This window comes from Actinokineospora bangkokensis, assembly GCF_001940455.1.
Classification (GTDB): Bacteria; Actinomycetota; Actinomycetes; order Mycobacteriales; family Pseudonocardiaceae; genus Actinokineospora; species Actinokineospora bangkokensis.
Genome location: NZ_MKQR01000025.1, coordinates 26,698 through 39,815, shown reverse-complemented (window position 1 = coordinate 39,815; position 13,118 = coordinate 26,698). Strand labels below are relative to the sequence as shown.

15 protein-coding genes are annotated in these 13,118 nt (G+C 73.7%); 8 read left to right on the top strand and 7 right to left on the bottom strand.

What is annotated here, in order from left to right; all coding sequences use genetic code 11:
• Positions 1–750: 750 nt before the first annotated feature.
• The 5 genes from thrB to BJP25_RS22035 form a co-directional block, all read right to left on the bottom strand.
• Positions 751–1,638 carry a homoserine kinase gene (thrB, locus tag BJP25_RS22055; protein WP_075976913.1) on the bottom strand — a complete coding sequence of 296 codons (888 nt, stop codon included), beginning with the start codon at positions 1,636–1,638 and terminating at the stop codon, positions 751–753.
• Positions 1,635–2,723 (bottom strand): threonine synthase, encoded by a 1,089-nt coding sequence (gene thrC, locus BJP25_RS22050; protein ID WP_075976912.1) that lies wholly within the window; start codon positions 2,721–2,723, stop codon positions 1,635–1,637. The genes thrB and thrC overlap by 4 nt, the downstream gene beginning before the upstream one ends.
• Positions 2,720–4,057, bottom strand: a complete 1,338-nt coding sequence (locus tag BJP25_RS22045; RefSeq protein WP_408607185.1) for a homoserine dehydrogenase — start codon at positions 4,055–4,057, stop codon at positions 2,720–2,722. The genes thrC and BJP25_RS22045 overlap by 4 nt, the downstream gene beginning before the upstream one ends.
• Positions 4,054–5,490, bottom strand: coding sequence for a diaminopimelate decarboxylase (gene lysA / locus BJP25_RS22040; protein ID WP_075976910.1), 1,437 nt, complete (start codon positions 5,488–5,490; stop codon positions 4,054–4,056). The genes BJP25_RS22045 and lysA overlap by 4 nt, the downstream gene beginning before the upstream one ends.
• A gap of 69 nt (positions 5,491–5,559) precedes the next feature.
• Positions 5,560–6,474: a DALR anticodon-binding domain-containing protein gene (locus BJP25_RS22035; RefSeq protein WP_075976909.1), complete on the bottom strand. Its 915-nt coding sequence runs from the start codon at positions 6,472–6,474 to the stop codon at positions 5,560–5,562.
• Between the two features lie 89 nt (positions 6,475–6,563).
• Here BJP25_RS22035 and BJP25_RS22030 point away from each other — a divergent pair, with 89 nt between their 5' ends.
• The 8 genes from BJP25_RS22030 (at position 6,564) to BJP25_RS21995 (ending at position 11,223) form a co-directional block, all read left to right on the top strand.
• Positions 6,564–7,205, top strand: a complete 642-nt coding sequence (locus tag BJP25_RS22030) for a DUF3105 domain-containing protein (protein ID WP_075976908.1) — start codon at positions 6,564–6,566, stop codon at positions 7,203–7,205.
• Positions 7,206–7,368: 163 nt separating this feature from the next.
• Positions 7,369–8,181, top strand: a complete 813-nt coding sequence (locus BJP25_RS22025; protein ID WP_075976907.1) for a DUF3105 domain-containing protein — start codon at positions 7,369–7,371, stop codon at positions 8,179–8,181.
• 11 nt (positions 8,182–8,192) lie between these two features.
• A complete protein-coding gene (locus tag BJP25_RS22020) occupies positions 8,193–8,909 on the top strand; it encodes a DUF305 domain-containing protein (protein WP_233158204.1) in 717 nt (238 codons plus the stop codon).
• 194 nt (positions 8,910–9,103) lie between these two features.
• The gene (locus tag BJP25_RS22015) at positions 9,104–9,481 is read left to right on the top strand and encodes a hypothetical protein (RefSeq protein ID WP_075976906.1); all 378 of its coding nucleotides are present in this window, start codon (positions 9,104–9,106) and stop codon (positions 9,479–9,481) included.
• Positions 9,478–9,996, top strand: a complete 519-nt coding sequence (locus tag BJP25_RS22010; RefSeq protein ID WP_198943580.1) for a hypothetical protein — start codon at positions 9,478–9,480, stop codon at positions 9,994–9,996. The genes BJP25_RS22015 and BJP25_RS22010 overlap by 4 nt, the downstream gene beginning before the upstream one ends.
• Entirely contained in the window at positions 9,965–10,264 is a 300-nt protein-coding gene (locus BJP25_RS22005) for a hypothetical protein (RefSeq protein WP_143219253.1), read from the top strand. The genes BJP25_RS22010 and BJP25_RS22005 overlap by 32 nt, the downstream gene beginning before the upstream one ends.
• 66 nt (positions 10,265–10,330) lie before the next feature.
• Positions 10,331–10,738, top strand: a complete 408-nt coding sequence (locus BJP25_RS22000) for a DUF4279 domain-containing protein (protein WP_143219252.1) — start codon at positions 10,331–10,333, stop codon at positions 10,736–10,738.
• Between the two features lie 152 nt (positions 10,739–10,890).
• Positions 10,891–11,223: a hypothetical protein gene (locus BJP25_RS21995; protein ID WP_075976903.1), complete on the top strand. Its 333-nt coding sequence runs from the start codon at positions 10,891–10,893 to the stop codon at positions 11,221–11,223.
• Positions 11,224–11,250: 27 nt separating this feature from the next.
• On the opposite strand, the gene BJP25_RS21990 is transcribed toward BJP25_RS21995, so the two are convergent.
• Both BJP25_RS21990 and BJP25_RS21985 read right to left on the bottom strand, forming a co-directional pair.
• Positions 11,251–12,174 (bottom strand): cation diffusion facilitator family transporter, encoded by a 924-nt coding sequence (locus BJP25_RS21990; protein WP_075976902.1) that lies wholly within the window; start codon positions 12,172–12,174, stop codon positions 11,251–11,253.
• A gap of 263 nt (positions 12,175–12,437) precedes the next feature.
• Positions 12,438–13,019, bottom strand: a complete 582-nt coding sequence (locus BJP25_RS21985; RefSeq protein ID WP_143219251.1) for a hypothetical protein — start codon at positions 13,017–13,019, stop codon at positions 12,438–12,440.
• Positions 13,020–13,118 lie beyond the last annotated feature (99 nt).

Sequence of the window (13,118 nt, the reverse complement as noted above, 5' to 3'; positions counted from 1 at the left end):
AGGGGTGGCTCCGGGCTGTGGACAACTGGGGTGGGGTGCGTTCCATGTGGAAGGCGGCGCGTGGCGGGGGATGTCGGAGGTGCGGTTGCCAGTGATGGCTGGGGAGCGGTCTGCACGCCGTTGGTGACGGCGCGCGCGGGGTTGTGGATACGGGCGAGGTGGCAGATGTGGACAACGGTGTCGAGCTGGATAGCGATCTGGATGGGTAAAGACGTGGCGGCGGGAAACGTGCTGCGGTTCAGCTGAACGAGCAATGACAGCGAGTTGGGCACGGACAGGCATGACATCCAGCGAGAGCAACTGGTGGCAGAAGGCGACGAGTTGAACGGGGATGACTGGCCGGATGCAGGCAGAGGCATCGGGCCAGCGCGGGCACACCGAGAGGTGCGTACGCCCGGCCGAGGTGAGCGGCGGAATGAGGGGTGCCCCAACGCATGAAGCCAGTCGCCACTAGGTGAGGAAACGGGTAGCCGACCGGGCACCGACAGCCACGCCGAGCAACACAAGCAGCCAGGCGCCGGCAGTCAGCACAACCGGGTCGACGCAGCAGGGCCCACACATCACGCATCGCATCGAGCAGCCACAGCCCAAACGTGCAGCGGCACGGAAGGCGCAGCAGCAGAACACGCGCTGGTACCCGGCCAGGGGGCACAGCCCATCAGGCCAGGCAGCCGAGCATCAGCAGCTCGCCGCACCGGAGCAAGCGCACCCGGCAGATGAGCAGGACCCGTCGAACGAGCGCGGAGAGCGTCAGTCGAAGGGCGTGATGCGGACGCCTTCGGTGTCGATGGGGAGTTGCTCGATGCGGAAGCCGGTGGTGTCGACTTCTGGGGGCAGGGTGCCGGTGAGGGTGAAGGCCAGGACGGTGGGCCCAGCTCCGGAGACCGTGGCGGGGGTGCCCGCCGCGCGGAGGGCCCGGACCAGGGCGAGTGTCTGGGGGTAGGCAGGCTCGCGGTAGTCCTGGTGGAGCAGGTCCGCTGTGGCGGGGAGGAGGAGGTCGGGGGCGGTGGTGAGGGCGTGGACGGCGAGGGCGGCGCGGCCCGCGGCGTGGGCGGCGTCGGCGTGGGGCACGTGGGCGGGCAGCAGGCCGCGGGTGGTGGAGGTGGCCGACTGGGTGTCGGGGATGGCGACGACGGGGCGCAGGGCGGGGTGGGGGGTGAGGGGGGCGGCGCGGTAGCGGGGCTTGTCCTGGTCGGTGTCGGCCCAGGCGACGACGAGGCCGCCGAGGAGGCTGGCGGCGACGTTGTCGGCGTGGCCCTCGAACTCCGCGGCCAGGTGCAGGGCGTCGGGGCCCGGGGGGAGGCCCGCGAGGCCGTGGGCGGCGGCGACGCCCGCGACGATGGCGGCGGCGGAGGAGCCGAGGCCGCGCGAGTGCGGGATGCGGTTGGTGCAGCGCAGGGCGAGGCCGCCGGGGTCGAGGCCGAGCAGGTCGCAGGCGGCGCCGAGGGCGCGCACGACCAGGTGGGTGCCGTCGAGCGGGACGGCGCCCGCGCCCTCGCCCTCCACGTGCACGGTGAGGCCGCCCGCGGTGCGGGTGACCTCCACCTCGTCGTGCAGGGCGAGGGCGAGGGCGAGGGCGTCGAAGCCCGGGCCCAGGTTCGCCGAGGAGGCGGGGACCCGGACCCGGACGCCGCTCACGCCAGCTCCAGCGCCGCGGCCACCGCCGAGGCGTCCACCGGCACCGGCTCGACCTCGGCCAGGCCGAGCAGGGCGGTGTCGGGGTCCTTGAGGCCGTGGCCGGTGACGGTGCACACCACCGTCGAGCCCGCGGGCAGCCTGCCGTCGCCCGCGACCTTGAGCAGGCCCGCGACGCTGGTGGCCGACGACGGCTCGACGAACACGCCCTCGCGGGAGGACAGCAGCCGGTAGGCCGACAGGATCTCCTCGTCGGTGAGCTTGTCGAACAGGCCGCCGGACTCGTCGCGGGCGGTGACGGCGCCCTTCCAGGAGGCCGGGCTGCCGACGCGGATGGCGGTGGCGACGGTCTCCGGGTTGGCGACCGGCGCGCCGAGCACCAGCGGCGCGGCGCCCGCGGCCTGGAACCCGAACATCCGCGGCGCGGCGGCGACGAGGCCGTCGTGCAGGTACTCGGAGTAGCCGCGCCAGTAGGCGGTGATGTTGCCCGCGTTGCCCACCGGCAGGCAGTGCACGTCGGGGGCGCGGCCGAGGGCGTCGCAGATCTCCCACGCGGCGGTCTTCTGGCCGATGAGCCGCACCGGGTTCACCGAGTTCACCAGGCCGATGGGGTACTCGGCCGCGGTCTTCTGCGCCAGCTCCAGGCAGTCGTCGAAGTTGCCCTCGATCTGCAGGACCTTGGCGCCGTAGGCGACGGCCTGGGCCAGCTTGCCCTGGGCGATCTTGCCGCGCGGGATGAGCACCGCCGAGGTCATCCCGGCGCGCGCGGCGTAGGCCGAGGCGGAGGCGGAGGTGTTGCCGGTGGACGCGCAGATCACCGCCGCCATGCCCGCGGCCTTGGCGTGGGTGATGGCCACGGTCATGCCGCGGTCCTTGAACGAGCCGGTGGGGTTGCTGCCCTCGACCTTGAGGAACACCTCGGCGCCGACCCGGTCGGACAGGTGCGGCGCGGGCAGCAGGGGGGTGCCGCCCTCGCCCAGGGTGATGACCTCGGCGCCCTCGGGCACCGGGACCCGGTCGCGGTAGGCGGCGATGATGCCGGGCCCGCCCGCGCTGGCGGCGCGTGCCGGGGTGGTGGGGGTGGTCATTGGTCCTCGCCTTCGACCCGCATCACGCTGACCACCGCGTTCACGAACGGCAGCCCCGCGATCTTGTCCACAGTGGAGCGCAGCGCGGCGTCGGGTGCGCGGTGGGTGACGACGACCAGGCTCGCGTCCTGGGTCCGCCCCTCCTGCCGCACCGCCGCGATGCTCACGTCGTGCTGGGCGAACACGGCCGCGACCGCCGCCAGCACGCCCGCGCGGTCGGCCACGTCCAGGCTGATGTGGTACCTGGTCGAGGCCTGCGCGATCGGGCGGGCCGCCAGGTCGGCGTAGGCCGACTCGCGCGGTCCGCGCCCGCCCGCGACCCGGTTGCGGGCCACCGCAACGAGGTCGCCGAGCACGGCGCTGGCGGTGGGTGCGCCGCCTGCCCCCTGCCCGTAGAACATGAGCTGACCGGCGGCCTCCGCCTCGACGAAGACCGCGTTGAAGGCGCCGCCGACGCCCGCGAGGGGGTGGCTGCGCGGGATCATCGCCGGGTGCACCCTGGCCGAGACGGACTCGGTGCCGTCCTCGCCGACGACCCGCTCGCAGATGGCCAGCAGCTTGATCGTGCGGTCCAGGGCGCGGGCGGCGAGCACGTCGGCGGGGGTGACCGCGGAGATGCCCTCGCGGTGCACGTCGCCCATGGTGACCCGGGTGTGGAAGGCCAGCGAGGCCAGGATGGCGGCCTTGGCGGCGGCGTCGTAGCCGTCGACGTCGGCGGTGGGGTCGGCCTCGGCGTAGCCCAGGCGCGCGGCCTCCGACAGCGCCTCCTGGTAGCCGGCGCCGGTCTCCTCCATCGCCGAGAGGATGAAGTTGGTGGTGCCGTTGACGATGCCCATGACCCGGGTGATCCGGTCCCCGGCCAGCGACTCGCGCAGCGGCCGCAGCAGCGGGATCGCGCCCGCCACCGCCGCCTCGAAGTACAGGTCGGCGCCGGAGGCGTCGGCGGCGGCGAACAGCTCGCCCTGCGCCTCGGCCAGCAGCGCCTTGTTGGCGGTGACCACGGACTTGCCCGCCCGCAGCGCGGCGAGCAGCCACTGCCGGGTGGGCTCGATGCCGCCGACGACCTCGACGACCACGTCGACGTCGTCGCGGGAGACCAGGCCGAGCGCGTCGGTGGTGAGCAGCCCCGCGGGCACGTCGCGGTGCCGGTCGGCGCGGCGGACCGCGACCCCGACCAGCTCCACCGGCGCGCCGACCCGGGCGGCGAGGTCGGCGGCCTGCCCGGTGAGCAGGCGCACCACCTCGGTGCCCACGGTCCCGCAGCCCAGCAGGGCCACCCGGACCGGGGTCCCGGCCACCGGTGCCGCCGTCGCGCCCGTCCCCGATGCGGTCACGTCATCTCCAGTCTCAGCAGGTCGTCGGTGGTCTCCCGGCGCAGCAGCAGCCGCGCCCGCCCGTCGCGCACCGCCACCACCGCGGGCCTGGGCAGCCGGTTGTAGTTGCTGGCCATGGAGTAGCAGTACGCGCCGGTGGCGGCCACCGCCAGCAGGTCCCCGGGGGCGAGGTTGTCGGGCAACCAGCAGTCTCGCACCACCACGTCGCCGGACTCGCAGTGCTTGCCCACCACCCGGGACAGCACCGAGCCGCCGTCGCGCTCGCCCTCGGCGGCGGAGCGGGAGACCAGCCGGGTGTCGTAGAGGGCGTCGTAGAGGGCGGTGCGGATGTTGTCGCTCATCCCGCCGTCGACGCTGACGTAGCGGCGACCACCGCCCCCGCCGAGCGCGACGTCCTTGGTGGTGCCGACCTCGTAGAGGGTGACCGTGCCGGGGCCGACGATGGCCCGGCCGGGCTCGACGGCGATCTCGGGCACCGGCAGGCCCGCCTGCTCGGACTCCTTGGCGACCACGGTGCGCAGCTGCTCGGCCAGCCAGGCGGGCGGCGGCGGGTCGTCCTGGGCGGTGTAGGCGATGCCCAGGCCGCCGCCGAGGTCGACGGTGGTCAGCTCGGCCAGCGCCTCGGCGCCGTGCTCGGCGTGCAGTTCCGCCAGCAGCCCGATGACCCGGTGCGCGGCGACCTCGAAGCCGTCGGCGTCGAAGATCTGCGAGCCGATGTGGCTGTGCAGGCCGACCAGGGCCAGCCCGCCGGAGGCGAGCACGCGGCGGGCGGCCTCGGCGGCGGCGCCGCCCGCCAGCGAGAAGCCGAACTTCTGGTCCTCGTGGGCGGTGGCGATGAACTCGTGGGTGTGCGCCTCGACGCCGACGGTGACCCGGATGAGCACGGGGGCGCGCAGGCCGCGGTCGCGGGCGAGCTTGTCCAGCCTGGCGATCTCGAAGAAGGAGTCGACCACGATGTGCCCGACGCCCGCGTCGAGCGCCTCGGCCAGCTCGGCGGTGGACTTGTTGTTGCCGTGCAGGGTGATGCGCTCCGGGGGGAAGTCCGCGCGCAGCGCCACGGCCAGCTCCCCGCCGCTGCACACGTCCAGGCTCAGGCCCTCGTCGGCGACCCAGCGGGCGATCTCCACCGACAGGAACGCCTTGGCCGCGTAGTGCACCCGGTGCGCGGCGCCGAAGGCGGTGGCGTGGTCGCGGCAGCGCGAGCGGAAGTCGTCCTCGTCGACGACGAACAGCGGGGTGCCGAACTCCTCGGCCAGGTCCCGCACGTCCACCCCCGCCAGCCGCACCGCGCCGTCGTCGCCGCGGGCGGCGCCGCGCGGCCACACCGCGGGGTGCAGCTCGTCGAGCGCCTCGGCCGCGGTCGGCCGCTCGCTGGCGGTGTTGCCGGGCGGGAGGATCTCCGCGTGCCGCGGTCCCGCCGGGTGTGCCCTCATCGCGCTTCCTGGTCCTCTTCGGGTCGTGCCGGGTCGTGCCGGGTCCTCGGGGTGCTGTGCCGCCCGCCGCTACAGCCGGTCCGGCGCGTCGACGCCGAGCACGCCGAGCGCGTGGGCCAGGGCGTGCCGCGCGGCCGCGCACAGCAGCAGCCGCACCGGGGCGGTCGGGTCCGGGTCGGCGTCCCCGCGCGGCAGGATCAGGCCGCCGTCGACGAGGGCGCACGTGGCACCGGCCAGCTCCACCGCGGCGCGGGCGACCCGGTGCGGTTCGCGCAGCCGGGCGGCCAGCCCCAGGGCGGGGCGGTGGTCCGCCAGCGCGCGGACCAGTCCCAGTGTGTCGGGCGGGGGCACCGCGGCGGAACCCGGGGTGGCGGCGGTGAGGCGCAGGTCGCGCGCGGCGCGCAGGGCGCCGGCGGCGCGGGCGTGCGCGTGCCGGGCGGCGAAGGCCGGGTTGGCGGGCAGCCGGGGGCCCCACACGGCCGGGTCGACCACGACCGGGTCGGCGGCGGGGGTGGCCAGCAGGGCGAACCGCAGCGAGTCGCGCTCGACGCCGCCGGTGCTGGTGGCGGGGCCGACGACCACCCCGTCGGCGTCGGTGCCGAGCCGGGCCAGGGCGGCCGCGACCAGCTCGGGGCGGGTGTCACCGGAGTCGACCGCGGGCAGCGGGGGCAGGTCGAAGGCCGCGTCGACCACCCGGGAGCGGGCGCGGTCGGAGAGGGTGAGGTTGACGAACCCGGGCCCGGCGACCGCCGCGGTGACGTCCGGGCCGGTCACGGCCTGCGCGAGGCGGGCGGCCAACCGGGGGGCGGGGACGCCCGCGGGCCCGGCCAGGCACAGGGCGAGGCTGGTGGAGTAGTCGACCCCGGCTTCCAGGGGCGCGCGCAGCGGCACGTCGTCGAGCAGCGGTGCGGGCGGGTGCGCGGGGTCGCCGAGGACGCCCAGCGCGGCTCGGCGCACCAGGTCGGCCAGCTCTGCCCGGGTCACGGCACGAGTCTAGGGAGCCGGGCGCCGGGGGCCGAATCCGATTCGAGCCACCCGGTGCCCCCCGCGCGCCCCGCATAGGCTCGGTCACCATGCGCACCCGACCCGCCGCCGCCGTGCTCGCCGCCTGCCTGGTCGCGGCCGGGTGCGGCGCGGAGGAGAGCTTCACCCCGACCGACGCCGACCACGACCCGACGACGCGCATCCCGGGCGTGCTCTCGATCGACTACCCGGACATCCAGCACGTCGCGCGGGAGCAGCGGGTCGCCTACAAGCACCTGCCGCCGCTGGGCGGCAGCCACGACAGCTTCTGGGCGGCCTGCGACGGGGTCGTCTACCCGCGGGCCGTGCGCACCGAGAACATGGTGCACTCGCTGGAGCACGGTGCGGTGTGGATCGCCTACGCCCCGGACAAGGTGGCGGGCGATGACCTCGCCGCGCTCACCGCGAGGGTGGAGGGCCAGCCGTACACGATGCTGTCGCCGTTCCCGGGGATGGCCGCGCGGGTGTCGGTGCAGTCGTGGGGCAGGCAGCTCCAGGTGGACGCCGTGGACGACCCGCGCATCGACCACTTCATCACCGCCACCAGGGGCAACCCGTACCTGACGCCGGAGCCGGGGGCCAGCTGCGGCAACATCGGGGACGAGCGGTTCGACGAGAACGCCGCGCCGCCGTTCGACCCGTCGCCGCCGGGGCCCGACGCGAAGCCGGACGACAAGCCCTCGTCGAACTAGGCACGCCGCCGTTGCCGCACTCGGGCCCGGGAGCGGTTCCGGAGACCTGGCCCGCACGCCGCTGACCTGCTGCGTCCGGGTGGTTGACGTCCACCAGACACGGGCTCCTTAGACTGGCCGACGCACAACTCCCCCGGCGTCGACACTGTTCCCGAGGACGGCAATGGCCAGCGGCACGAGCAACAAGGGCAAGAAGGGCAGCAGCGCGGTCAAGGCCGCCCGCTCCTCCGTGGTGGTCCGCAAGGGCAAGCCGTGGGGGACCATCCTGGCCGTGGTGGCCGTGCTCGTCGTGGCGGGCGCGGTGTTCGGCTACGCCATCACCAAGGTGAACGCCGCGAAGGAGTTCACCGTCAGCGAGGACAACCAGGACCCGTCGGAGAACATCCCCGGCGTGGTGAAGGTGTCCTACGCGCCCGGCTCGCACGTGCAGGCCACCCAGCGCGTCGCCTACGACCAGAGCCCGGCCTTCGGCGGCCCGCACGACGCGACCTGGGCCGACTGCCAGGGCACGGTGTACCCGAACCCGGTGCGCACCGAGAACATGGTGCACGGCCTGGAGCACGGCGCGGTGTGGATCGCCTACAACCCCGACCAGGTCAAGGGCGCCGACCTCGACCTGCTGCGGTCCAAGGTCGAGAACCAGTCGTACATGATGATGTCGCCCTACCCCGGCCTGGACAAGCCGATCTCGCTCCAGTCCTGGGGCCACCAGCTCAAGCTGGACAGCGCCACCGACGAGCGCGTCGACCAGTTCATCCGCTCGCTGCGCACCAACACCTACCTGACCCCGGAGCCCGGCGGCAGCTGCGACGCCACCGGCAGCACCTTCAACGTGGCCAACCCGCCGCCGTTCGTGGCCGAGAAGCCGGGCGCCGACGCGGTGCCGATGGACAGCACCGGCACCGCGGGCACCCCCGGCGACGCGGGCCTCACCGGCACCCCGATGACCACCACCGGGGCGGCGCCGAGCCAGTGAGCACCGAGCCAGTGAGCACCGAGCCGGTGGACCCCGACGAGCGCGACCTCGACGACCGGGCGGCGGGCGCGCCGCGGCGGCGGGTGCTGGTGTACTCCGCCGCGGCGCTGGCGGTGCTGCTGGTGGGCGCCGCGATCGGCATGTTGGTGACGTTGACCGCGGTGGGTAGCGACGCGCCCCCCGGCGAGGGGTCGGTGGACGTGGGCTTCTCGCAGGACATGCGCACCCACCACCTGCAGGCGATCACGATGGCGGGCATCGCCAGGGACCGGACCACCGACCCGGAGGTCAAGGGGCTCGCGTTCGACATCGAGACCGGCCAGCTCGACCAGAGCGGGCAGATGTCGGGGTGGCTGACCAGCTGGAACCAGCCGACCCTGCCGCCGCCGGGGCAGAAGCACATGCGGTGGATGGCCGCGGGCGGGCACGACCACGGCGGCATGGCGATGTCGCCGGACGGGGTCGACCGGATGCCGGGCATGGCCTCCACCGAAGAGCTGACCAAGCTGCGGTCGCTGACCGGCCGGGAGTTCGACGTCTACTTCCTGCAGCTCATGCTGCGCCACCACGACGGCGGGCAGGACATGGCGGCCTACGGCGCCGACCACGCCCAGCTCGCCTACGTGCGCAACCTCGCTGAGAAGATCAAGACGGCGCAGGGCAAGGAGATCGAGCTGCTCACCGACATGCTCCGCGCCCGGGGCGCGCAGCCGCTGCCGGACAACTGACCCGCTGGACGCGCCGCAGAAACTGATTCGTGAACAACGCACCGCCCGGCCACAATGGTGGTCGGGCGGTGCGTCGTTCCACCACTCGCCACCCTGGCGAATTCGGACGTCCGGGTCGGCGATCAAGTCCTCACGCGGACCCCGACACGGGTCGGGGGCCACACGGGCACAAGATCAACAAGAGGGGGGCGCTGGTGGATCGTGACATCGACCAGTCGTGGCGCGCGGAGATGACGGGGTGGATCCACAGCGGTGACAGCGACCTCGCCACCAAGGGCCTGCTCCGGCTGGTCCTGCACGACCCCGACGGCCCGTGGGTGGAGCGGGTGATCAAGGAGTGCATGCACGGCGACTTCGGCTACGACGTGCGGTTGCTCGCGGTCACCTGCGTGGGGCACGTGGCCAGGTTGCGCGGCGGGGTGACGGACGAATCCCTCGTCGAGGACGTCCGCGCGCTGCGCCACGACGCCAACCTTGAGCTGGCGGAGGAAGCGGGGCACGTGCTGGAGGAAGTCGAGCTGTACACGTCCCGCCACCAGCCTGCTCACGACGGACCGCACCGAAGCCCATGAACACACCCCCCACCAGCCCAAGCCCCCGCGGGTTCGCAGCGGAGATCATCGGTGGCGCCCAGTGCCCGCCGTTGCAGGTGCTCGGCCGGATCACCATCGGCGACGTCACCGAGCACTTCCGGATGTCCACGGCCCACTGGCAGCCGCAGGACTACCGCAACAGCTGGGCGTTGGCGCTGCGCGAGCTGCTGGCGGCCGAGGTGGTCGACTCGTGCCTGGTCACCTCGATCACCGAGCCCGCCATGAGCAACTTCATCTCGTGCTGGCCGCTCTACCGGCGCGGCGAGAAGGTGCACGTGCAGGAGGCGCTGATCTTCCTGGACGTGCTGGAGGTGCCGTTCGACGAACACCGGCCCTGGTTGTCGGTCAGGCCCCGGCGCACCGTGAGCGAGGACGGGCTGGCGATCTCGGAGTGGGTGACCTCGGTGGGTGATGTCCGCGAGTTCGCCAGGACGCTGGGGACTGCTGAGGGGGGTGAAGTGGATGATGGTCTTCGCGAAGACCTACGGGGGTGATGTCCTGGCCAGTTCGTCGGCGGGGGCCATCCCCGGGGCGCTGGCGACCGCTGCCCGGCACCGCGATCGGTTCGTGATGGCGGGGCACATCGACCCCTACGACGACACGGTGTTCAACCGCGTGCAGCTGGGGGTGCTGGTCGAGGAGTTCGAGCAGCTGGGCGAGCTGTGCGATGCCGAGCAGGTCGAGGCGTTGCGGGAGCTGATCGGGTTGGCCCGGGTGGCGATGGGCAAGGTGCACGCCACGCTGCTGTTCTCCGGTGACTGAGCTGGTGAGGGTGCTGCCCAGCGCTGAGATCATCCCGACCTGCACGCACGAGGATGGGGGCCCTGGATGAGTCGCGAGGTGACCGCACCCCGCCGGGTGGAGGTCGTCGCCACCGGCGTGGCGGACACCCCGGAGCAGGCCGAACGGATGGCGGCCGCCGGGTTCGGCAGGCAGGTCCTGACCCCCGGGCCGACGTGGGTCGACCAGGACTCGAAGGTCGCCTTCGACCTGGTCGTCGGTGGCGACGGCGGCACCGACGTCGACGCGCTGCTCAAGCAGGCGTTCGACCGCCTCGCCCAGGCTGAACCGGGGTTGCTCGACCTGCGTGCCGCCGGGTTCGGGGTGCTCGTCACGGTGGTGCTCCAGCTGTCCGACGACGACGAGGTCAACCCGGGCTTCGTGCTGTCGACTGAGCAGCTGGCCGCGCTGGCCCGGATCGGTGCCGAGTTCCAGGTGGCCGTGTACGCCGTCTGAGTGGAGGGGCCCGCCCGAGTGGCAGGCCCCCTCACCTGCATGCGCACGCGGGTCTTCTCCCGGGAGGTGGATGGCGAGGTGGGGATCCTGGCCAAGTCAGGCAAGGACGAGGAGCCGGGCGTGATCAAGCACTTGCTGAACGAGTACGGGAAGTGAGCTCCCACGAGATCAGCCGGGACGGGGTGACCCTGCACGTGCAGCTCGGGGACAGCTCGCCCGGCGAGGTGGAGAACGCCGACGCCTGGGTGACCGTCCCGGACGGGTCGACGTGGACCATCACCTTCCTGACCTACGCCGAGCTGGGTCGTCTGCTGGCCTGGTGGGAGAGGACCGGGGAGAGCCTGTCGGGGCTCTACTTCACCTGCCCGGACCTGGTGCTCACGACCAGGCCGGGGGTGGAGCCGCTCTTCGAGGCCGTGCGGGAGATGGTGGCCAGGGGCGAGCACGAGTCCGTGCTGATCCGCTCCGACCCGCTGGACGAGTGAGGGCGGGGGACTCCCGCACCCACCCCCTCACCAGCTCAGCTCGTGGCAGTTCTTGGCGGCCTTGGGGCACTCGACCTGGAGGGTGGCGTGCTCGATGCCGTACCTGTCGGCGAACAGGGCCCTGGCGGACTCCAGGACGTCGGCCTGCTCGTGGCCCTCGGCCATGGTCAGGTGGGCGGAGGCGACCTCCATGCCGGAGGTGAGGGTCCACAGGTGCAGGTCGTGGACGCCCGAGACGCCGGGGAGGGCGGCCAGCCTGGTGGTCAGCTCCTCGACGTCCACGCGCTCGGGGGCGTGCTGGAAGAGGATGCGCAGGGAGCGGCGGGCGAGGGCGAAGGTGCGGGGCAGGACCCACAGGCCGATCGCGACGCCGATGAGGGGGTCGGCCCAGCGCCAGCCGAACGCCAGCGTGACCAGGGCGCTGACCAGGACGCCGACCGAGCCGACCAGGTCGGCCAGGACCTCCAGGTAGGCACCTCGGACGTTGATGCTCTCCTCGGCGCCGCCGCGCAGCAGCAGGAACGACACGACGTTGGCCACCAGGCCCGCCAGCGCCGCGTAGAGGACCGGCAGCCCGGGGACCTCGGGCGGCGCGGAGAAGCGGGTGATCGCCTCGTACACCACGTAACCGGCGACGCCGAAGAGCAGCACCGCGTTGGCCAGGGCGGCGAGGACCTCCGCGCGGTAGAGGCCGAACGTGCGGCTGCCACCCGCCCGGGACCGGGCGGCGGCGATGATGGCGGCGAGCGCGAGCCCGACACCCACGACGTCGGTCAGCATGTGCGCGGCGTCGGAGATCAGCGCCAGCGACGACGTCGCGACACCGACGGCGAACTCGACGACCATGACCGCCGCCGCGATGCCGAAGGCGGCCCACAGCCTGCCCACCAGCCGCCCCGAGGCGCTGGTCGGGACGCCGTGCCCGTGCCCGTGGCCATGCCCGTGCCCCACAGCTCTCCCCTTCGTCGACCTGGACCACGGTCAACATATGCGCGGTCACGCATACAATCAAGGTGGGTCCACCGGACGAGACGTTCACCGATCGGTGCTGGGACGGGCTCTCTCGCTCCGCTGCCGCGCTCGTCGTGTCCACCCCGTGCGGGTGAACGCTCCAGGTGCGGCTGGGCCCTGCGAGGCAGCAGTGGCGGGTCACCGCGGACGAGGCGATGCCCTTCGCCCGCGAGCCCGGAATCCGACCAGGGCTCGACCAGGGGCTACGGCGTGGTCTGGTCGACCAGCGTGTCGTAGACCGGCTCGGTCTCCGCCCAGCGGGCCGCCGGGGCCGCGGCGTAGATGAAGAACTCGACGCCGCCCGAGCGCCAGTACATCGAGTGCGCGTGCCTGCGCCCGCCGCCTGCCAGGTCGTGCTCGAACTCCCAGTCCACGGCCTGCGTGCCGTGGTAGGTCGTGGTGCCCAGGCTCAACCGCACGAACCCGGGGTGCGCGGCGGCGAAGGTGCGCTCGTAGTCCAGGTGCGACTCCAGCAGCCCCGCCGCGGGGGCGGGCGCGCCGCCGTAGCGGACGTAGCGGGCCGGGTCGGTGGGGTCGGTGGCCTGCATCGCCGCCGGGCCCGACGAGCGGGTGACCACCCAGCCCTGCGGGATGGCCGTGACCAGGCCGTTCGGCCCGGAGACCCGCTGGTAGCCCGCGGGCACCGGCATCGCCACGCGCGAAGGCGAGGGCGCCGCGGGGGTGGTCTCGCCGGGGGTGGGCTCGGGGCCGGGGGCGTCGACGTAGGTGACCGACGGGGCCTGCGGCAGCGCCACGACCGGGTCCTTCGGGGCGTTGAGCAGCACCACCCCCACCGCCGCGCTGACCCCCGCGTAGGCGACGACCAGCGACGACGCCAGCCAGCGCGAGCTCAGCTGCCGCCGTCGGCGCGTCGATGGGCGGTT

Bases quoted from the DNA above. Each gene is read 5' to 3' on its own strand.
- thrC (WP_075976912.1), bottom strand. From the start codon at position 2,723: ATGACCACCCCCACCACCCCGGCACGCGCCGCCAGCGCGGGCGGGCCC.
- lysA (WP_075976910.1), bottom strand. From the start codon at position 5,490: ATGAGGGCACACCCGGCGGGACCGCGGCACGCGGAGATCCTCCCGCCC.
- BJP25_RS22030 (WP_075976908.1), top strand. From the start codon at position 6,564: ATGCGCACCCGACCCGCCGCCGCCGTGCTCGCCGCCTGCCTGGTCGCG.
- BJP25_RS22025 (WP_075976907.1), top strand. From the start codon at position 7,369: ATGGCCAGCGGCACGAGCAACAAGGGCAAGAAGGGCAGCAGCGCGGTC.
- BJP25_RS22010 (WP_198943580.1), top strand. From the start codon at position 9,478: ATGAACACACCCCCCACCAGCCCAAGCCCCCGCGGGTTCGCAGCGGAG.
- BJP25_RS22005 (WP_143219253.1), top strand. From the start codon at position 9,965: ATGATGGTCTTCGCGAAGACCTACGGGGGTGATGTCCTGGCCAGTTCG.
- BJP25_RS22000 (WP_143219252.1), top strand. From the start codon at position 10,331: ATGAGTCGCGAGGTGACCGCACCCCGCCGGGTGGAGGTCGTCGCCACC.